This window comes from Micromonospora sp. NPDC048894 (assembly GCF_040649765.1).
GTDB classification, from domain to species: Bacteria; Actinomycetota; Actinomycetes; order Mycobacteriales; family Micromonosporaceae; genus Micromonospora; species Micromonospora antibiotica.
This window is the reverse complement of record NZ_JBEZFY010000001.1, coordinates 780,405-800,002: the sequence shown is the minus strand read 5'-3', so window position 1 is coordinate 800,002 and position 19,598 is coordinate 780,405. Positions and strand designations below refer to the sequence as shown.

Below are 19,598 nucleotides of genomic sequence, written 5' to 3'. Positions count from 1 at the left end.
CGCTGCCCGGCACGCTCACTCCCGGGCGAAGAACTCGAATTCGCTGACCGTCACGTCGGTGCCCTTCTCGGCCCGGTGCACGTCGGTGACCTGGATCTGCACGCTGGTGACCCCGTCGGCCCCGTCGAGGGTCAGCGTCTGCGGTTCCCCGGTGTCCTCGATGGCCAGGGTGTCCGACCGGTTGGTGGAATAGACCAGGTGCAGGGTCTTCGGCCGGTGCGACGCGGTGTAGTCCTCGGCCGTGCCGGCGGTCACGATGAGCCGCTGGAGGTCGACCTCGGCCGCGAAGCGCAGGGTGACCGTCGGCGGTTTCTCGGCGTCCCAGCGCACCTGCCAGTGCGTGTTGCGGTACTGGTCGACGCTGAGCGCCGGCCCGTGGTCCCGTACCGACGCGCCGCCGGTCACCTCGACCGGCCGGACGGCCACGAACCGTGGGTTGATCTTCCGGTCGGCCCAGTCCCGCGCCCCGGTCACCGGCCCGGAGACCGCACCGTTGATCCGTTCCCGCAGCGGCGGATAGATCAGGTAGGCCACCCCGATCGCGAAGAGCAGCACCGCGGCGACCGCGTTCGACCGCTGGTAGATGGAGTGCAGCACGCCGCCGACCCCACCCGCCCCGCCACCGCCGGGGGTGCCGGGGCGGGCCCCGGCGGCGGTGACCCGGGGGCCCCGTCGCGGCAGCAGGCGCTGCCACCAGCGGCGGCGGGCCACCTCGGCGGTACGCAGCGAGTCCCCGCACCGGCTACAGAACCGGCGGGTCGGCACGTTGCCCTCGCCGCACTCGCCGCAGACCAGGTCACCGGGTTGCAGGCGTCGGGTGGGCGGCTGGTGGCCGACGGTCGCCGCCCGGGGGCGTACCGCCTGCGGACTGACCTCCCCGGGTCCGGTCGTCGCCGCAGCGGTGGTCGCCCGCCGCGCGCCGACCCGCCCGCCGGTGGTGGTCGACCCGGGCGGCGCGGGGTCGGCCGGGCCCTCGGCCGCGACCAGGGCACTGGTGTGCGGCGCGGCGCGCGGGTCACGGCGGGCCGGGGCGGTCGGCAGGCGGGCACCCGCCACCCCGGGTGGCGGTGGCGGCAGCCGACGCGGCGGCACCGCGACCTCCGACGCGGTGGTGTCCGGGGTGCCGTCCCGCGCCGACGACGCGTCGGTGGACACCGCGCCGGTGCCGGCCGACCCGTCGACCGCTGGCGGGGCGGGCGGACCACCGGGTAGTCCCGCCGGGCCGGACGTCGGCGGACCGGGGCGGGCCGCCCGGTCCGGCAGCCGGGCCGCCGGCACGCCCGGCGGTGGCGGTGGCAGCCGGCGCGACGGCACCGTCACCGCCGCCGGCCCGTCGCCCGCCACGACCTGCGCGGCCGACCCGCCGGCACCACCCGGCGGCAGGCCCCCCGGCGGGCGTGACCCCGGGGGTGCGGGCCGCGCCCCGGGAGAGCCGGCTCCCGGCGGGGCGGAGCGCACGCCCGGCGGACCCGACCCCGGCGGACCCGGCCGCGACCCGGGCGGACCCGACCCGGGCGGACCGGAGCGGCCCCCCGGCGGTGTCGTCCCCGGCGGACCGGGACGCACCCCGGGCGGGCTCAGGCCGGGTGGCCCGGGACGCACCCCGGGCGGTGTCGTCCCCGGCGGACCGGGACGCACTCCGGGCGGACCCGCGCCAGGCGGCCCCGGACGCACCCCGGGCGGGCCGGGACGCAGACCCGGCGGTCCACCGGCCGACCCCCGGCCCGTCCCGTCACCGACCCGCACCACACCCTCGTCGACCGGGGAGCCACCCGGGGCCGGTGCGATCACCCCGGCGATGCGCTGCAACAGCGTGGGCTTCTGCCGGAACTCCTGCTCGGCCTCCCGTACCGTCTCGACCGGGATCTTCGGCGCGGTCTTCTCGCCGGTCCACTCCAGGAAGCTGCCGCAGGAACCACAGAAGGTGTCCGCGTCACCGTTGTGGTTCCCGCACTCACGACAGATGATCACGGTCGAGCACCTCCAGGGTCGTCGTCACGTGCGCCGGTACGACCGCGCGGCACAACTCGTCGAGGGCGTGCCCGGCGACCCTCCCGGGCTCGGCCACCCACACCCGTACGTGCACCCGGGCCGGCGGCAGCGCGGCCGACGACGGCTCCGGCCGGGTCGACCAGGACACCCCGGTCGAGTCGAGGACCTCCACCTCACCCCCGGTGGCCAGCTCCAGGGCCATCTGCAGCCCGGCGACCGTCCCCCGCAGCCGGTGCGCGGCGACCGCGCCGGCCACCATCGCGCGTTGCCGATCCACCGGCCAGTTCTCGTCGAGGTGGGCACCCACCCAGGCACCGAGCCAGAGCAGGAAATCCGGCGGGGCCAACCACGGGTCCAGGTACGCGTCGAGACAGTCCAGCGTGGACACCACCGGTGCGAGCACCTGGTCCAGCCCTTCGGTCCAGCGCACCAGCAGGTCGTCCTCCTGCAACAGGGCGGGCAGGAAACCGGCGATCGGGTACGGCATCGCCACGTCGACCGGGCCGCGCATCAGTGCTCCTCCACCCGGAGCTGGTGGTCGAAGGAGAAGACCAGACTGTCCGGTTCCAGGTCGATCCGGCCGGCCTCGGTGCCCCGCTCACCGGTCACCGGGTTGGCGGTGAACAGCCGCAGGTCCTCCACCAGCTCCACCCCGCGTACCCGCTGCAACACGGCGAAGAGTTCACCGGCCTGCACCGGACGCCCGAACGGCCAGCCCTGACCGTCCGGGCCACCGCCGGCCAGCGGGCTGAGGAAGCCGTACAGGGCGGCCAGGCCCTCCTCCCGGACCCGCTCGACGACGACCCGGGGCCGGGCGACGACCCGGGCCACCACGGTCACCCCCCGGTAGCGGGGTGGCTCGACGACCACCCGGGTGCCGATCAGCCGCGTCTCGTCCAGCCGGCCGGCCACCCGGGCGAGGCTCGACTCGGCCGGGATCAGGTCCTCCAGCCGCAGCCGCCCCTCCTCGGCGGGGGCTGCCGGCACCACCAGCAGCCGCGCCACCGGCGGCCCGTCCCCGTTGCTCGGCACGCAGCGGACCCGGGCCAACTCCGGGGCGGCCTCCCGGGCCAGCACCTCGTGGTCCTCGGCGGTCACCGCGCGACTGCGGCTGCGCAGGGTCAACGGGCCCCGGCGACGCGCCTCGTCCAGGGTCTCGCCGTCCACCCCGCCGCTGGCCGGGTGCCGGTTCTCCACCCCCGCCACGTACGGGATCGAGGCACGCAGCGCGGTGATCGCGCCGACGCCGACGTTGCCCCGGCTGCCGCCGCCGACCGCGTACCGGCGCAGCCGCAGCCGGCCGCCCCGGGGCGGCACCGCGCCGTAGCGGCGCAACGTGCCGTCGGGTTGCCGGACGGCCGGGCCGAACACCACCTCACCGGCCACCCCGTCGAGCAGGAAGTGCCGGTCCCCGGGGCCGCTACCGGCGAAGTGCTCGACCGGCGACCACCGCTGCCAGCCGTCGTCGGAACTGACCTCCAGCACCGGGTCGCCGAAGCCGGCCAGCACCGGCCGGCGGGTCAGCGTGAACCGCTGGCCGGGCACCCCCTCGGAGTCGCCGAACTCCTCGTCGTCCACCAGGTCGGCGTGCACCGCCTCGGTGGTGCCGCCGACGGTGTTCGCGGCCAGCCCGAGGACCACCGGTGAGGCGCTGTAGCCGGGCTGCCCCTCCTGCGGGGTGACCACCCGGGCCCGCAGCCAGCCGGCCAGCACCCCGTCGACCAGGCTGGCCTGGTGCCCGTCGGGCACGTGCAGCAGGATCGCGCCGGGCCGGTTCAGCGCACCGGTCTCGTCCAACCCGACCTCACAGTCGAGCCAACCGTCGGCACCGCGCGCCTCCCAGCGCAGCGGCGGGTGCAGCGGGTTGACCCCGACACCGTCGACCCGGCCCTCGAACTCCAGCCGCACCGCGCAGCCGCCCACCGGCCGGTCCAGCCCGATCAGCAGTTCGTCGCCGGGCTGCGGCACCGGGGAGAACGCCACCACCGGCCCACCCAGTTCCAGGGCGCCGGTCTGGTCGGTGACCCCGTCGGCGGTCCGGACCCGCAGCTGGGTCAGCGCGCACGGCGGCACGGCGAGGTCGGTGAGGGTGGCGAAGACCAGGGGGTCCCCGCCGTCGGCGACGGTCACCGCCCGGGTCCCCGCCGGGACGAGCTGGGTGGCGCGGGCCGGCGTGGACAACCAGAACGTCAGGGTGGTCCGGGCGGCCGTGGGCGGCACCAGGCGTACCCCGATCAGCTCCAGGAACTTCACGTAGAGCCGGTCGGGCACCCGGTTGAGCCGGTAGATGAGCTGGTCGGTCAGGGAGGCGAACGTCTCGATCAGGGTGATCCCCGGATCGGCGGGGTGCAGGTCCGTCCACTCCGGGCAGCGGTCGGCGATCAACCGGCGGGCGTCACCGACCAGGTCGTCGAAGCCCCGGTCGTCGAGGTCGGGGGCGGGCAGTGCCATCAGCCGAGCACCCCCGAGCCGGTCAGTTCCCGGTCCCCGGGCAGGGTCTGCAGGTTGAGCCCGAGGGTGCCGGGCTCGTCGGTGTCGCGTACCCGGTAACGGACCTCGATGTGCAGCAGCCCGTCACCACCGGCCGGGTCCTCGGTGACGGTGACGTCGTCGATCTCGACCCGGGTCTCCCAGCGTTCCAACGCGGCGCGCACCTCCACCGCCACCGCCCGCCGGGTCTGCCCGGTGACCGGCTCGAAGACGAAGTCGCGCAGCCGGGAGCCGAACTCCGGGCGCATCGGGCGCTCACCCGGGTAGGTCGCCAGGATCACGCACATCGCCTGCTCCAGCAGGGCGGTACCACTGATCATGGCGAGTCGGCCGTTGGGCTGGACCCGCAGCGGAAAGGCACACCCGGTGCCGATGACGTCGGCCTGCATGGCACTCCTCAGTTGAGCTGGATGGGTTTGCCCTTGATGGCGGTCGACGCGGTGCCGCTGATGTTGACCTGCGTACCGCTGATGTCGACCGTCTTGCCCTTGAGCTTCAGGCTGGTGCCGCCGTCGAGGGTGAGGCTGCCGCCCGGCCCCGCCTTGATCTCCACGGCGGTCTGCCCGGTGCACTCGATGATCAGCTTGCCGGGTTTGTCGGGGGCGCAGCGCAGGGTCACCGTGCCGGCAACCTGGTCCATCGCCAGCGACAGCTTGTCGCCCTTGGTGCCGAGCACCACGTCGGCGGCGGTCGGCTGGCCCTTGCCGCCGGGCGGCACCTCGTCGTGGAAGACCAACCGGCTGCCGGCGGGTGACAGCAGGCCGCGCCGGATCACCGAACTGGTCTGCCCCACCGACTTCACCCCGGTCGCCCCGGGCTTCGTCGACGACGACTGGCCGCCGTCGAGGCCGTACCCGGTGTGCCGGCTGGGCAGGCTGCCGAGCACGTACGGGCGGCGTACGTCGCCGAACTCGAACGCGACGAGCACCTGGTCACCCGGCTCCGGCACGAAGAACGCGCCCCCGGTCGGGCCGGCGAAGAGCTGCCCCACCGGCGCCCAGTCGGTCTCGTGGTCCGGCGACAGCCACGGCAGCGCCAGGGTGACCCGGCCCAGGTTCTGCGGGTCCTTGACGTTGCTGACCACCCCGCAGACCACCCCGTCGATCCGGGCCGGATCACCGCCCCCGCCGGTCCCGCCGACGTTCGTCAGCCCGAGCAACGAACGGTCCTCGGCACCGCCGACGGTGAACTCGGTGCGGTAGCCCTCCCCGGTCTCGTCGAAGACGTGCCGGGCGGCGCTGAGCGTCCAGGTGCCGGCGAAGGGTGCGGGCACCCCGTCGACCTTGACGGCCTTGCCGGCGACCAACCGGGCGTCGCCCAGCGCCTCCCCCTCCGCCTCGGCGAACCCGCCACCGACGCTGGCGGCGAGCCCCTTCGCGACCTGGGTGACCGCGCCGTCGGCCCGACCGGGCACGGGCAGCCCCCGGCCGACCAGGACGTGCGCGCGGGGTCCGGGGGCCGGCCCGACGTCACCGACCGCGCTGTTGCCGGCCCGTGGCGGTGCCGCCGCGCCCCGGGGGACGAAGGTGTCGGCGGCGGCGGTCGGCGTCCGGCCGGCCAGGCTCACCCCGTCGGCGGTCGTCGCGGTACGGCTCGCCACCACCGTCGCGGCGACCGGGTCCCAGGCGCGCACCTCGACCTCGGGGGCGAGGTTGCCGGCGCTGACCCGGGGCAGGAAGCGGCGCAGGTTGCCCCGGAAGGTCAACGGCACCGGGCTGCCGGCCCGGCGGGCGGTGGCCGCCCGGCGGAAGTGGAACCGGTCCCCGTCCGCGCCGATCTCGTAGCCGATCTCCCGGGCGCGGGCGCTGAGGAACTCCCAGTCGGTCTGGGCGACCTGGGAGAGGTGGGCCAACCGGCCGGTGGTGGCGTCGATCGTGCCGACCGACAGTTTCGCGGCGGTCGCCACCTGCCGGGCGACGTCGGCATCCGACTGGTTGAGGAAGGTACGCGTCCGCCGTACCCGGTGCAGCCGGTGGTCGTGGGTGTAACCGCGTACCACCACGTGGGCGCTGACGTCCACGAAGTGCCCCTCCACGGCGGTCACCTCGCCGCTGATCAACCGGTGCTCGGCCGAGCCGTCCCCGGTCGGGCCGAAGACCTGCACGGCGGTGCCCAGCTCCAACCCGGCCGTACGCAGCACACTGCCGTCGAGGTCGGCGAAGGTCAGCTCGAACATGTCCGGCAGGGCGGCCTGGGTGTCCACCACCACCCGTACCAGCTGGTCGGCGGCGGCCGTCGGCAGCGCCCGGCCGGCGGTGCCGACGGTGACCCGGGGGCGCAGGGTCGCCGTACCCCAGAGCAGACCGTGCCGGTCGATCGCGGTCATCGTCTCGCCCCCACTACCGCCGCGCCCCGACGGACGCGCCCCTGGCCTGCGCCCGCATCGGGTCGTCGAGCCCGCTGGCCAGCGCCCGCTGCCGCCACTGCGCCGGGTCGGTCCGCACCGACCGGGTCGGCACCGGGCCACCCCGCTTGGGGAAGATCTCCCCTTCGATCACGATCAGGTCCAGGGTGGCCTGCGCCCGCACCGGCTGCCCCTCACCGTCGAACCGGGTCAGGTTGACGTTGAGGGTGCTCAGGTTGACGGCCATCGACAGCTTTCCCCAGGTGAACGTCAACCGGGGCAGCTCGATGCTGGACGCGCTGCGGCTCTGCTCGTCGACGCTCGGTGGGCCGGAGAAGGCGATCAGCTTCTGCACGTCCTGGGCCACCCCGGCACCGACCAGCAGCACCTCGCCGGCCATCACCCGCAATGCGGTGTCGGAGGTCAGCTCCACGCCCCGGCCCCGACCGACGAGCTGACTGGCCCGGGAGGAGCGGGTGATGCCCATCTTGGCCGGGTTGTAGGAGAACGTGACCCGGCCCAGCGACGGGGACGACAGGGTGGCCGTCTCCGCCTTGGCCTGCAGGTCGGGGAAGAACCCCTCGTGCACCAGTTCCAGCCGTTCCACCGCGACCTGGTTGCTGTCCGAGGAGAGGTCCGGCCCGGTCCACGACGACGGCCGTACGCCGTAGAGCAGCCAACTGTTGACCGGTTCGCCGTCGGCGTCGAGCAGGGTGATCCGGGCGGTGGTCCGGGTGTCGTCGCCGGTGCCGTCCTGCCATGAGCGCAGCACCCCGACCAGCCACTGTTGCAGTTGCGCGGAACTCTCCCGGTGCACCGCCCGTTCCAGCACGACCGGGGCGTAGCTGACCTCACCGGGCAGGTGGTACTGGCCGACGTAGTCCCCGGTCACCCGGACCACCTCGGGCCGGAAGTCGGCCCGCAACCCCCGGCAGGACCGCCACAGCCCGATCGGGACGTCCCCGATGGTCACCTGGAAACGCATCGCCAGGCCGAGCTTGAGGGTCCGCTTGACCCCCGGCCCGTCGCGGAACATCTGCAGCAGGCCACCGGAGGCGAGCCCCTGCGCGGTCTGGCTCGGGTCGCCCAGCATCCCGCCGAGCTGACCTGCGGAGATGGCGGCCATCAGAGCGAGAACTTCACGTCGTCGTGCAGGAAGCCGGTGTGCGCCAGCTCCAGCGTCTCGACCGCCACCCCGCTGTGGCTCGGGTCGAGTTCCGACACCGACCAGCCGACCGGGAAGAAGTGCTTCAGGTCCCAGCCGACGATCTTCAGGCCGACGCTGTCGACGAGTTGGATCGTGCCGCTGAGCGGGCGGTACCGGTTGGCCTGCTGGCAGAGCCACTCCTGGACGACCTGCGAGTCGAAGCACACCGCCCGGCTGAGCCTGATCCGGCTGTAGGTCGGCTCACCCACGTACGTGAAGACGTCGTTGCTGTCCCCGGCCCGGTACTCGCAGACCTGCCAGGTCACCCCCAGCCCGGAGACCCGGGACCAGGAGCCGAGGTTGTACCGCTCGTCGTCGATGACCACGAGGTACCTGTGGTTGACGCCGGTGACCTCGAAGAAGCCGCCCATCAAGCGGGCCGCGGTGGAAAGACCGCCTGCCATCGTTTCGCCCTCCTCGTCGCCTCGTCCTGGACCCGCGTCCGTGCGGTCGTGCCACCTGCCGTGCGTCCTGCCGCCTGCCGTGCCTCGTGCCACCTGGCGTGCCTCGTGCCACCTGGCGTGCTCAGCGGAACTGGGTCAGCCGCCCGCTGCGCTCCCGGTCGACCAGCAGCTCCTGCCGGAGCCGCCCGCGTAACCGCCCGTACAGGCGGCCGGCCAGTTCCTCCAGGTCGTCGGGGTTCTCCAGGTCGACCGGCCGGCCCGGCGACCGGTCCGGCACCCGGTCGGCCTCCTGGTCCAGCCGGGCGGCAGTGGCCCGCCCCCGGTCGGCCACCGTGCGCAGCTCGGCCCGGAGCCGCTCCACCGCGTCGCGTACCTCGGCGATCCGGCCCGCGCTGCGGTCGATCGCGGGCGTCGCGGGCGCTGCGGCCACCTCGGCCCGCAGGGCGTCCGACGGCGGCCCGGCCGGCGGATCGGCGGCCTGGTCCTGCTGCTGGTCGAGTTCGCCCCGCACCAACGCCCGCAGGTCGTCGAGGGTGGCCGCCGAGGTGTCCATCGACGCCCGCTGGAGCGGGTGGGCCGCAGCCGGCGGGCCGGTCGGTGCGGCCGGCGGGCCGGTCAGTGCGGCCGGGGGCACGCCTCCCGCACCGGGCTTCGCCTGCCAGGTCAGCCCACCGCCGGGGGTGATCCCCCAGGTGCCGGCAGCACCCGCAGGCGTCGACGCGGCACCCGCAGGCGTCGACGCGGCACCCGCGCCGGTCAGCAGCGCGGCAGGTGGCAGCGGACCTCCGACGCCCGGCCCGCCGCCGTCGCCGAAGGCGTGCTCGGCGGCGAGCGCACGCGCCTCCAGGTCCCGGCCGGTGCCTGTCGACTCGGCCGGCGGTGTCGCCCCGAACGCCCGTTGCTGCACCACGTGGGCCAGCTCGTGGGCGAGCAGCGCGCGGGCGGGCGGCGCGTCCAGCGGCCCGGCCGAGGCCGGCAACAGGACTTCACCACCCCGGGTCGCGGCCCGTGCCCCGGCCTGCTGCACCACCTCCGTGGCCGCCGCGCCCCGCCACACCGGCACCGCCGCGACGTCCACGCCGTACCGCTGCCGGAAGCCGTCCACCAGGGCGGCCGGCACCTGCTCCGGCAGCTCCGGGTCGCCCACCGCGGTAGGCGGCGGACCCGCGCGGTGCGCCAGCGACCCGGGCCCCTGCCCGGTGCTCGGTATCGGGCCCGGCCGGTCGGCCGCCACCGTCGGCACGGCCGTGAAGACCCCGATGGGGTACGCCGGGACCTGCTCGTCCATGGCTGGTACGACCGTCGGCCGGTCGACCCGCTCGGCCGACGGTACGGGTGGGTGCGGGACGACCGACGGCACCGTTTCCGCCTGTTCCGGGCCGGCCGGCGGTCCCTGCCCGGCCCCGCCGTGCTCCCGGTCCACACCCGACGGAGGGCCGGCCGGCGTGGGCTGCTCCGGACGCCGGGTGAGGAAGAAGGACGACGGCGGGGACACCGGCTCGGGGCGGTGGGTGTCGCGCCCCACCGGTGGGGCGGGCCGATAGTCCCCGGTGTCGTGCGCTGCCGCCGGACCCGGCCGGTCGTCCGCGATGTCGGGCCCCGCCGGTCCTGGCCGTCCCTCCGATGCCGGCCGCTCCGCAAGGTCCGCGAGTGTCCGGATCCCGGACGCCGACCGCTCGGCAGGGTCCGTGAGTAGCCGGTTCCCGGACGCCGACCGCTCGGCGGGGTCCGCGAATGGCAGGTTCTCGGACCCCGGTCGCCCGGCCGGGTCCGTGCCCCGGGTCGGTGCCGTGGCAACTGCGACCGGCGAGGTCACGCCGTCCGGTGTTCCTCCGGGCGGGTGCGCCGACGGTGCGGCTTCCGATCCGACCACGGCACCTGCCTCGTCGAGGGTCCCGCCCCGGTGGTCCGCCGGCCCGGTAGCCTGCGCCGGATACTCCGGCCGGTCCTGCCCGACGCCCGCCGGCCGGTCCTGCCCGACGCCCGCCGGCCGGTCCTGCCCGACGTCCGGCGAGCCGTCCCGCCGACGGTCGACGGGGGCGTCGCGGCCACTGCCGGTGGCGTCGTCCGGGCCGACCCGGCCGCCCGGGTCGGGCTGGTCCCGGATGGCGGACCCGGCTTCCTGGGTCGCGGGCCCGGCGAGCCACCCCGGGGCGGCGGTGGGCGGGTCGGTAGTGCCACCCGAATCGGCTGGTCCCTGTTCCGCCGGGGAGGCCGGCTCCTGGCCCGGTCGCGCGGTCGTCGGTCGGGCGGCGCGACCCCGGCGTCCGGCGAAGGCCACCTCGACCGGGCGCACCTCACCGGCCGACGGCGGGGTCCCCTCCGGGTCGCTCCGACCGTCGTGACCGGGGGCGGCGGTGTCCGCGCCCCGGCCGGTGTCCGGCTGCGCCGGCCGGGCACGCCCGCTGCCGCCCGATGCCCGGGACTCCTCGGCGGCCCGGGTGGCCTCCGCCGCCAGGTAGGCGACCTCGAATCCCGGTGGCGGCCAGACCTGCGCGGTGGGCAGACCGGCGGCGGCGAACTGCGCTGCCGTCCGGGCGGCTGCGGCATCCACGTCGGCCCCGTCGGATCGCCCGGCGGACGTTGGTCCCTGCGGATTCTCCGGCCCAGCCGACGGACCCGGTGCCGGGAAGGCACCCTCTCCGCCGGGCCTGCCCGCCGCCCCGCTCGGGCCATGCCCCACCGTCGAACCCTCGTCTACGGCCGGACCACCGGCCACGTTCCACCCCACCTCAGGCGACGAAAAGCTGTCTCCCGCCGGACCCGCAATCGCCCCCGGCACCACCACCGGCCCACGGTCGAGGGCCGAACCGTGGCCGGAAGTCACGCCACGGCCGGGGTCCGAACCGTGATCGGGAGCCAGACCATGACCGGGGTCCGAACCGTGATCGGGAGCCAGGCCACGGTCGAAGGCCGGACCGTTGCTGCCCCACCGGGTCGGAGCGGTCGGCGGGCGGTGGGCCGCACCGGTGTCGTACCGGATCGGGGTCGGGTCGGTGACCGCAGCCGGCCCGACGGACCGCGCGGAGACCACCGGGACCGGGCCGGGGAACGGGCGGTGAGCGGAGGTCGGGGGCCACGACGGGTCGTCCGTGGCCGTCCCCGGTTGCGGGATGGTCACCATCGCCGCGGCGGGTGCCACGGTCAGCAGAGGCAGGCTTGGCAGGACCGGGTACCGGTCGGTGGGCACCGACGACGCGAGCGGCACCGGCGCGACCGGAGCAGGTGCCCCGACCGTCCGGCGGCGACGTGGCCAGAACGGCTGTCCGGGCCGTAACGACCAGGCCATGCCCACCTCCTTCAGATTCCGGTACGGGTGTGCGGCGTCGGGCTGCCGGGTGGGTCAGGAGTCGCCCGGTCGGCCGCCGGCCAGGTCCACCGCGAAGCGCCCCCCGCAGCTGGGGCAGGCCACCTCGGCCCCGGTGTGCCCCTGCTGGTTGACCCGCCGGTAGAGGTCCTGGAGGAAGGCCAGGTCGGAGGCGAAGAGGTGCTCGATCACGTCGACGTCGACGGCCTGCACCCCGCCGATGCGGGTGACCGTCCGGGCGAGCAGCAGCACGATGAGGAACGCCGGATTGTGGCGTACCCGGGGATCGCCCTGGGGGGTGATCTCGTCGCGGGCGGTGGCCAGCCGCATGGTGCCCTCGCGGTGCACCCCGCCCCGGTCGTCGACCAGCCCGCGCGGCAGCACGAACGGGTACTCGGTCCGCAGACCCGCCGCCGGTCCGGCGGCGGGCTCGGCGAGGCTAGATGCGCGCATTGAAGTCGAACAGGTCGTCGCACATCAGCGTGACCGTCTGGTAGACGATGTCGGTGGCTCCGGCCTTGACTCCGCTGACCTCCACCCGTGACGGCCAGGCGTTGGTCATCATGTACGTCAACCGGGCGTCGCCGTTGAGGTCGTCACCGGGGCCGTAGAGCTTCAACGCGCAGTCCCGGTAGGCGTCGTACATCATGTTGCGCACCTTCTGGTGCCAGAGCCACAGGTCGCCGTTGAGGTCGAGGCCCCGCTTGAGGGTGACCGTCGGCGGCTTGGTCCGACCGAAGTGCCGGGAGAAGATCGGCCCGGTCGTGCCGGCGGCCATGTACTCCGCGTTCTCCACCTCGCTGCTGATCCCGACCAGTTCGGCGAAGTTGATCGCCGACATGCCCGGCACCTCCAGCCGGAAGACGGCGGCACTGATGATCTGGGTGTTCTGCTTCGGGTCCTGGGTGCCCTGACCGGCCATGCTCGGTTCTCCTGGTCTCGTCGTCGCTCAGGTCGGGTGCTCGCCGCGGGCCGGTCAGTCGCCGGAGCCCTGGGAGAGCTGGGAGAGGCGGAACACCACGAACTCGGCCGGCTTGACCGGGGCGATGCCGATGTCGACGGTGAGGATGCCGGCGTCGAGGTTCTCCGGCGGGTTGTTCTCGGCGTCGCACTTGACGAAGAACGCCTCGGACCAGGTGTCGCCCATCAGCGCCCCACTGCGCCAGACCCGGCGCAGGAACATCGTGATGACCCGGCGTACCGCGTCCCAGAGGCGGGGGTCGTTGGGTTCGAAGACCACCCAGTTGGTGCCGAGCAGGATCGACTTCTCGATCCAGTTGAACAGCCGCCGGACGTTGAGGTAACGCCACTCGGCGTCGCTGGACAGGGTCCGTGCGCCCCAGATCCGGATGCCCTGCCCGGGGAAGGCCCGGATGCAGTTGACCCCGATCGGGTTGAGCTGGTCGTGTTCGCCCTTGGTCAGCCCGCTCTCCAGGGCGAGCGCGCCCCGGATGATCTCGTTGGCGGGTGCCTTGTGGACACCCCGGGTGTCGTCGTTGCGGGCCCACACCCCGGCGACGTGCCCGCTCGGTGGCATGAAGACCGCCCGGCCCTGCGCCGGGTCCATCACCTTGACCCAGGGCCAGTAGAGGGTCGCGTACTTGGAGTCGTAGCCGGCGACGTCCATCCGCCATTCCTTGAGGCGCTGCGGGTGCAGGCCGGGCGGCGGGTCGAGGATGGCCACCCGGTCACCCATCAGCTCGCAGTGCGCGATCATCGCCAACTGGACGGCCTTGAACGCCTCGTCGTCGATGGCGCCCTGCTGGTGGGCGGCGGCCAGGTCGGGCACGCAGAGCATGGTGATGTCCTCGATCGCCTCCAGCCCGGCGAAGCCGGTCCGGTCGCTGACGTCACCGACGTAGTCCTCGGCGCGTACCCGCAGGTCGCCGGTGCCGGTCGTGGTGGCCGGCAGCGCGGGCGCGGCGAGGGTGACCTCGGCGCCGCGTCGGGGCGGGGCGAGCGTCGCGCCCTTCGCCTCCTCGATCTGGATCAGCTTGGACTGCTGACGGACGGCGGTGACCACGTTGCCCGCACCGCGCTTGGTGGTCAGGTTGTCCAGCGTCTCGACCGGCTTGCCGGCCTGTTTGACGACGAGCTTGAACGCGTCGTCGCCGCCCTCGGAGGCGTCGGCGACCTCGACCGAGAGGTCCTGCCCGGCCGGGCCGGGCAGCGCGGCCCGCACGGTGAAGGAGAGCCGCCCGTTGTCGCCGGCCGCCGGTACGGCCGCAGCCGGGTACGACTCACCGGCGGCTTCGGTGGCGGCGGAGTCCGCACCGGCACCACCACCCACCCGGACCACGTACGCGGAGCCGCCGCCGTTGAGGAAGTAGCCGTAGACCGACAGTGGCAGGAAGCTGCCCGCCACGAAGCCCCCGAAGGTGCGGGTGTACTGCGTCCAGTTCGTGATCAGTGTGGGCTCGTCGACCGGCCCCTTCTCGGCGAAGCCGACGAACGCGGCGACGGCCGTCCCGACCGCTTCGATCGGCCTCGACCCGGAGGAAACCTCCTCCACGTAGACGCCCGGCGACAGATACGTCGGCATCGAACCTCCTGTACGACGGTGTGATGGGGCCGAGCTTGCCAACGCCGGCCGGCCGCGAGGGCTGCCCGCCGGACCGCCGCCGGGGTAGGCAGTTCTGCCCCCAAGGGCAACCGATCCGCCCCGACGGCCTGCCCGGCCGCCGGGCGCGGTGCCGTCCGGGCAGCGGGCAGGGTGGGTGGATGATCTGGGATGTCGACCTGTCGGTCCGGGCCTGGCTGGGCCACTACCTGCCGTCGGACGTGCCGGTCGTCTTCGACCCGCCGGACCGGTGTGCGCAGCGCGGCGAGGGTGACCTGGTCGCGGCCTTCCTGCTGGACGTCGAGGAGGACTCGGCGGGCGTCTCGGCGACCTGGGACGAGTTGCGCGACGCCACCGGTCAGCTGGTGGGGCGTCGCCCGCCGGGCCGCCGGTACCGGTTCAGCTACCTGTTGACCGCCTGGGCCACTGACACCGAGCGGGAGCACCGGCTGCTGGGTGAACTGCTGGTCGGCTGTGCGAGCTGCACCGCCCTGCCGGCCCGGTTCCTGACCGGTGCGGTGGCCCGGGCGAACCAGCCGGTGGTGGTGCGCTCCGCGCCCCGGCGCGAGGGGGACACCGGCTCCGCCTGGGTGGCGCACGGCGGGACCGCCCGGACCGGGTTGCACCTGCAACTGCTCGTGCCGTTCGTGCCCGAGCCGCAGACCGACCTGGCACCGCCGCCGCGTGAGGTCAGCGTCAACAGTGGCGGTGGCCGCCCCGGCGGTCCGGGTGGCCCGCCGGGGCCCCGGCCCAGGGGTGGGATCAGCGAGCCCCGCTGACGCCCCGCCGTCTTCTCGGTCGCCCGGGCCGCCCCTGCCGGTCCCCGGCCACCCGGGCGAGGGCCGCCCGTCGGGTCGCCGGTTGCCCGATCAGGCTTTCCGTTGCCCGTTCAGGTAGCCACGGCTGCCCCTTGGTGTTCCTCGTTCGTGGTTCTGCCGGCCCACCCGCACGGCGAGACTGCCCGCATGAGTGTCGCTGTGGGACTTGTCGAGACCGACCTCACCGTCGCCGCGGGCGGCACGGTCGGCTGCACCGTCCGGGTGCGTAACACCGCCGCCGTCGTCGACCGGTTCACCCTGGACGTGGTCGGCGACGCCGCACCGTGGGCCGAGGTCGAGCCGGCGACGATGAACCTGCTGCCCGGCACCGAGCAGGAGGCCCGGGTGACGTTCACGCCGCCGCGTGCGGCGACCGTGCCGGCCGGCAGCGTCGCCTTCGGGGTACGGGTCCGGGGGCGGGAGAATCCCGAGGGTTCGGTGGTCGAGGAGGGCACCGTCACCGTGCAGCCCTTCGTGGAGCTGGCGACGGAGCTGGTGCCCCGTACCTCCCAGGCGCGTCGCGCCGCCCGGCACCAGCTGGTGATCGACAACACCGGCAACGTCGAGACCACGGTCGAGGTGCTGCCGGCCGATCCGGACCGCCTGCTGACCTTCCGGGTGCTTCCGGTCGCGCCGGTGCTGCGTCCGGGCACGGCCACGTTCGTGAAGCTGCGGGTACGCCCCCGGAAGCGGTTCCTGCTGGGCCCGGACCGCAACCTGCCGTTCCAGGTGGCGGTGACCCGTCCCGACGCCGAGCCGATCACCAGCGACGGACTGCTGGTGCAGCGGTCCGTCCTGCCGGCCTGGTCGCCCCGGGTGGTGCTGGTGGCCGCCGCGGTGGCGGTCGCCCTGGTCGGGCTCTGGTTCGCGGTGCTCAAACCCACCGTGCAGTCCACCGCCAAGGAGGCTGCGAAGGTGGAGACCAAGGAGTTGTCCCAGGAGGTGGCCGAGGTGAAGACCCAGGCCAGCGAGGCGGCGGAGACCGCCGAGAAGGCCGAGAAGGTGGCCATCGTCGCGGCCGGCGCCAGCCCGAAACCGAGCGCGGCCCCGAGCCCGACGACCGAAACCGGAAAGGGCAACGGCAACGGGCCGGGTGCCCAGGGCGGGACGCTGGACAACGCCGACCCGGAGACCGCCGCCGACTTCCGGGTGGCGACCAGCGCTTCACCGACCACCGCCAACGAGTTCACCCTCTCCACCTACCGGCCGGCCGACAAGAAGGTGCTCTGGGTGACCGACATCGTGCTGCAGAATCCGCACGGCGACGCCGGGCTGCTCCAGGTGCGGCGGGGCGACACCGTGCTGCTGGAGACCGGCCTGAACAACTTCCGGGACCTGGACTACCACTTCGTCCAGCCGTTGCGGTTCTCCGCCGGCCAACCGGTGACCGTCGCGGTGAAGTGTGCGAACCCGGGCACCACGGCGTGCACCCCGGCCGCGTACTTCGCCGGACAGCTCGTGCCGGTCGCGCCCACCCCGAGCCCCTCCCCCAGCCGATGAGCGACCCGCACCCCACCGTCGGGCAGGTCCCCGGTCCGGACACCACCGATCCGGCCGCCAGCGCCCACCGGGCGGGCACCGCCCCGGGCCCGGCACCGATCCGTACGGCGGTCCGTTCCCGCGACCCGATCTCCCAGGCCGGTGTCATGGCCCAGCTCGGCACTGCGGCGACCGACGACCCGGTCGGCGCGCGCCCGGTGGTGCTGGCCGAACCCGACGACACCCCGGACATCCTGGTGATCGTCGCCGACACGGTGGACGGGTGGCTGCTGGCCCAGCTCGACGCGTTGACCGGCCGGCCGGCCCCCCGACCGGTGCTGGTGGTCGGGCAGCTCGACGACACCGCCGGGTTGCAGGCGATCGAGGCGGGTGGTCTCAGTCTGGTACGCCGTTCGGAGAGCACCGCCGCCCTGCTGCGCGAGGTGGTCCGGGCTGCCGCCCGGGGCGAGGCGAGGCTCCCCACCGACCTGCTCAGCTCGCTGCTGACCCGGGTCGGTCGGGCCCAGCGGCAGGTGCTCGCCCCCCGGGGGCTGACCATCCTGCCGCTGTCACCGCGCCAGCTCGCGGTGCTCCGGATGATCGCCGCCGGGGCGGACATCGCGACGATCGCCCGGGAGCTGTCCTACTCGGAACGCAGCATCAAGAACATCGTGCACGAGATCACCACCCAGCTCGGTGTCCGCAACCGCACCCAGGCGGTCGCGCACGCCATCCGCGAGGGGCTGATCTGACCGGTTCCGCTGCCCAAGGGAGGGTTCCATCGTGGGCGTACCTGCCGCGAAGCTCGGTGACAAGGTGGTCGGCACCGACACGCACATCATCATGGTGCCCTCGCCGACCGGTCCGGTGCCGACACCCACCCCGATGCCCTTCGCCGGGACCATCGCCAACGGGTGCAGCACCGACGTGCTGATCGAGGGCAAGCCGGCCGCCGTGGTCGGCAGCGTCGCGGTGAACTCCCCGCCGCACCTGCCGACCGGGGGGCCGTTCCAGACGCCACCGAACAACCAGGGCACGATCATCGCCGGCAGCGCCCTGGTGCTGATCAACGGTAAGCCGGCGGCCCGGCACGGCGACAAGGTCAACACCTGCAACGACCCCGCTCCCCTGCCGGCCGGCAGCATCATCGCCACCGGTCAGGTGCTGGTCGGCTGACCGGGGTACGGGCCCCGGGCGATCCCGCCGGGGGTGGCTCGGCGGTGGCCCGGGTCCCGGGGCGCCCCGGCCGTGGCCCGGGGCCGGTGCGCCCCGACGGGTGGGCCGGTCAGCGACGGCGGGTGAAGGGTCCCGGCTGGGCGGTCGCCGACTGCACCAGGAAGGTACCGCTGGTCACCTGGCCGACCGCCGGCACCGAGGCGAGCGCGGCCCGGGGACCGGCGATCCCCTCCTCGAAGACCACCATCGGCACCGCGAACCGGCCGGACGCGTCGGCGACCACCGGCACCGCGCCCGTGCCGTCGACCCAGGTGACCAGCACCTCGGCCCCCGCCGGAAAGCCCTGGCCGAGTGCGGTGACCACCTGGCCGGGGCGGCCGACGCCGGGGTTGAACTGCAACGTCGGGCTGCGACCCGAGACGCTCAGCGCCAGCGACTGGGCGGCGACCCCGCCGGTGTCGGTGGCGCTGGCGAGGCTGAGCACCGACGTCGCGGCCCCGATCGCCCGGGGGGTGGCGGTGAGGGCCACCGTGCAGGACCGGGCGACGGCCAGGGTTCCGCCGCAGGTCGAGGCGGTGACCGCGAACACCGCCGGGAGCGGCTGTTCGGCGAGGGCGGCGGCCACGGTCAGCGGGTAGTCGCCGGTGTTGGTGAGGGTCACCGTCCGGGTCGCCGAGGGCACGCCGAGGGGGGCCTCCCCGAGGTCGAGCGCGGTGGCGTCGGAGTGGAGCACCGGTACGTCCGGTGCCGCCCCGCTGACGTTCACCACCAGGCGTTCCGGTTCGCCCTGCACGATGCCGTCCACGGAGACTTCCAGGTGGCAGGCGTACTCCCCGTTGCGGGCGGCGGCATCGACCGCGACGGAGACGGTGAGGTCGACGGTGCCGCCACTGTCGACGGTCTGCTCGGCCGGGGTGACCGAGGCCGAGAGCTGCGGGTCGCAGTCGGTGGTCCGGGCGCTGACGGTGGCCTGGATGGCGCGGATGCCGGCCAGGATGGCGTTGGAGACCTCGGCCGGGCCGGCGGCGTCGAGCAGCACGCCCCCGGTCTGCCGGGTGATCTCGGTGAACTGTCCGGACTCGTCGAGGGAGTAGCTGCCCGGGTTGCCGACGTCCACGGCCACCACCCGCACGCCCCGGGTGGTCAACGCCTGGATCGTCCCGGCGAGGTCGTGGCCGACGCTCGGGTCGTGCGACGGCGCGTCCCCGAAGATCACCACGATCGGGCTGCTCTCGGTCCGCAGGCCGACCGCTCCGGTGGCGACGGCGTACAGGGCGTTCAGGCCGGCCTCCGGGCCGTCGCCGCCTCCGGCGGCGGTCCAGACGTTCACCGCCTCCTGCACCTCGGACGGCACGGCGGTCAGGTCCCGGTTGAGCCGGAAGACGAACTCGTCGCCCTCGTCCCGGAATTCGGCGACCGCGAAGCGGGCGTCGGGTTGGACGGCGCTGATGTCGCCGATGATCCGTTTCGCGTTGACCCGGACGTCGTTCAGCGCCGCCTGCATGCTGCCGGTCGTGTCGGCGAGCAGCACCACGTCGGGGCGGGGCGGGATGGTCGCGGTGGTCACCGTGCGGGTGACCACCGCCGAGCCACCGGGGGTCAGCCCGAGGGTCGTCCCGGCCGGCTCGCCGACCAGCGGGGCGGCGCCGTCGCTCACGCTGATCCGCAGCGCCGGGCCACCGGCCGGTCGCGGTGCCGCGAAGAACTCGGCGTACGCCGCCGGCGGTGCCCCGGCCACCAGGAGTGCCACCACAGCGAGCGCCGACGTGGCGCGCAGGGACCGGGACGCTGATGCAGCCATGGGGGCCAGTGAACGCGGCC

The 19,598-nt window shown here is 74.6% G+C and carries 16 protein-coding genes; 4 read left to right on the top strand and 12 right to left on the bottom strand.

Annotation, left to right across the window (positions count from 1 at the left end):
• Nucleotides 1-15: 15 nt before the first annotated feature.
• From AB0C22_RS03800 to AB0C22_RS03750, 11 genes are all read right to left on the bottom strand, one after another.
• Nucleotides 16-1,344 (bottom strand): hypothetical protein, encoded by a 1,329-nt coding sequence (locus AB0C22_RS03800; RefSeq protein ID WP_357533295.1) that lies wholly within the window; start codon nucleotides 1,342-1,344, stop codon nucleotides 16-18.
• 610 nt (nucleotides 1,345-1,954) lie between these two features.
• Nucleotides 1,955-2,503, bottom strand: a complete 549-nt coding sequence (locus tag AB0C22_RS03795; RefSeq protein WP_219466721.1) for a phage tail protein — start codon at nucleotides 2,501-2,503, stop codon at nucleotides 1,955-1,957.
• Nucleotides 2,503-4,443 carry a putative baseplate assembly protein gene (locus AB0C22_RS03790; RefSeq protein ID WP_219466711.1) on the bottom strand — a complete coding sequence of 647 codons (1,941 nt, stop codon included), beginning with the start codon at nucleotides 4,441-4,443 and terminating at the stop codon, nucleotides 2,503-2,505. The genes AB0C22_RS03795 and AB0C22_RS03790 overlap by 1 nt, the downstream gene beginning before the upstream one ends.
• On the bottom strand, nucleotides 4,443-4,871 hold the full coding sequence (locus AB0C22_RS03785; protein ID WP_219466709.1) for a GPW/gp25 family protein: 429 nt from the start codon (nucleotides 4,869-4,871) through the stop codon (nucleotides 4,443-4,445). Before AB0C22_RS03785 ends, AB0C22_RS03790 begins: the two co-directional genes overlap by 1 nt.
• 8 nt (nucleotides 4,872-4,879) lie before the next feature.
• A complete protein-coding gene (locus AB0C22_RS03780; protein WP_357533292.1) occupies nucleotides 4,880-6,808 on the bottom strand; it encodes a phage baseplate assembly protein V in 1,929 nt (642 codons plus the stop codon).
• 13 nt (nucleotides 6,809-6,821) lie between these two features.
• Nucleotides 6,822-7,952: a phage tail protein gene (locus AB0C22_RS03775; RefSeq protein ID WP_219466705.1), complete on the bottom strand. Its 1,131-nt coding sequence runs from the start codon at nucleotides 7,950-7,952 to the stop codon at nucleotides 6,822-6,824.
• Nucleotides 7,952-8,437 carry a phage tail protein gene (locus tag AB0C22_RS03770; RefSeq protein WP_088643770.1) on the bottom strand — a complete coding sequence of 162 codons (486 nt, stop codon included), beginning with the start codon at nucleotides 8,435-8,437 and terminating at the stop codon, nucleotides 7,952-7,954. Before AB0C22_RS03770 ends, AB0C22_RS03775 begins: the two co-directional genes overlap by 1 nt.
• A gap of 121 nt (nucleotides 8,438-8,558) precedes the next feature.
• Nucleotides 8,559-10,991 (bottom strand): DUF4157 domain-containing protein, encoded by a 2,433-nt coding sequence (locus AB0C22_RS03765; RefSeq protein ID WP_357533290.1) that lies wholly within the window; start codon nucleotides 10,989-10,991, stop codon nucleotides 8,559-8,561.
• A gap of 789 nt (nucleotides 10,992-11,780) precedes the next feature.
• Entirely contained in the window at nucleotides 11,781-12,197 is a 417-nt protein-coding gene (locus AB0C22_RS03760; RefSeq protein ID WP_357533288.1) for a hypothetical protein, read from the bottom strand.
• Nucleotides 12,184-12,666, bottom strand: coding sequence for a phage tail protein (locus tag AB0C22_RS03755; protein WP_088643766.1), 483 nt, complete (start codon nucleotides 12,664-12,666; stop codon nucleotides 12,184-12,186). Before AB0C22_RS03755 ends, AB0C22_RS03760 begins: the two co-directional genes overlap by 14 nt.
• A gap of 54 nt (nucleotides 12,667-12,720) precedes the next feature.
• The gene (locus AB0C22_RS03750) at nucleotides 12,721-14,286 is read right to left on the bottom strand and encodes a phage tail sheath subtilisin-like domain-containing protein (RefSeq protein ID WP_357533286.1); all 1,566 of its coding nucleotides are present in this window, start codon (nucleotides 14,284-14,286) and stop codon (nucleotides 12,721-12,723) included.
• Between the two features lie 179 nt (nucleotides 14,287-14,465).
• Here AB0C22_RS03750 and AB0C22_RS03745 point away from each other — a divergent pair, with 179 nt between their 5' ends.
• From AB0C22_RS03745 to AB0C22_RS03730, 4 genes are all read left to right on the top strand, one after another.
• Nucleotides 14,466-15,083: a Pvc16 family protein gene (locus tag AB0C22_RS03745; protein WP_357533284.1), complete on the top strand. Its 618-nt coding sequence runs from the start codon at nucleotides 14,466-14,468 to the stop codon at nucleotides 15,081-15,083.
• A gap of 186 nt (nucleotides 15,084-15,269) precedes the next feature.
• Entirely contained in the window at nucleotides 15,270-16,622 is a 1,353-nt protein-coding gene (locus AB0C22_RS03740) for a hypothetical protein (RefSeq protein ID WP_219466686.1), read from the top strand.
• Nucleotides 16,619-17,353, top strand: a complete 735-nt coding sequence (locus AB0C22_RS03735) for a response regulator transcription factor (RefSeq protein ID WP_219466684.1) — start codon at nucleotides 16,619-16,621, stop codon at nucleotides 17,351-17,353. The genes AB0C22_RS03740 and AB0C22_RS03735 overlap by 4 nt, the downstream gene beginning before the upstream one ends.
• A gap of 31 nt (nucleotides 17,354-17,384) precedes the next feature.
• Entirely contained in the window at nucleotides 17,385-17,777 is a 393-nt protein-coding gene (locus tag AB0C22_RS03730; RefSeq protein WP_208565740.1) for a PAAR domain-containing protein, read from the top strand.
• A 109-nt stretch (nucleotides 17,778-17,886) separates the two neighbouring features.
• Here AB0C22_RS03730 and AB0C22_RS03725 read toward each other — a convergent pair whose 3' ends face one another.
• A complete protein-coding gene (locus AB0C22_RS03725; protein WP_357533281.1) occupies nucleotides 17,887-19,578 on the bottom strand; it encodes a choice-of-anchor D domain-containing protein in 1,692 nt (563 codons plus the stop codon).
• Nucleotides 19,579-19,598: the final 20 nt, after the last annotated feature.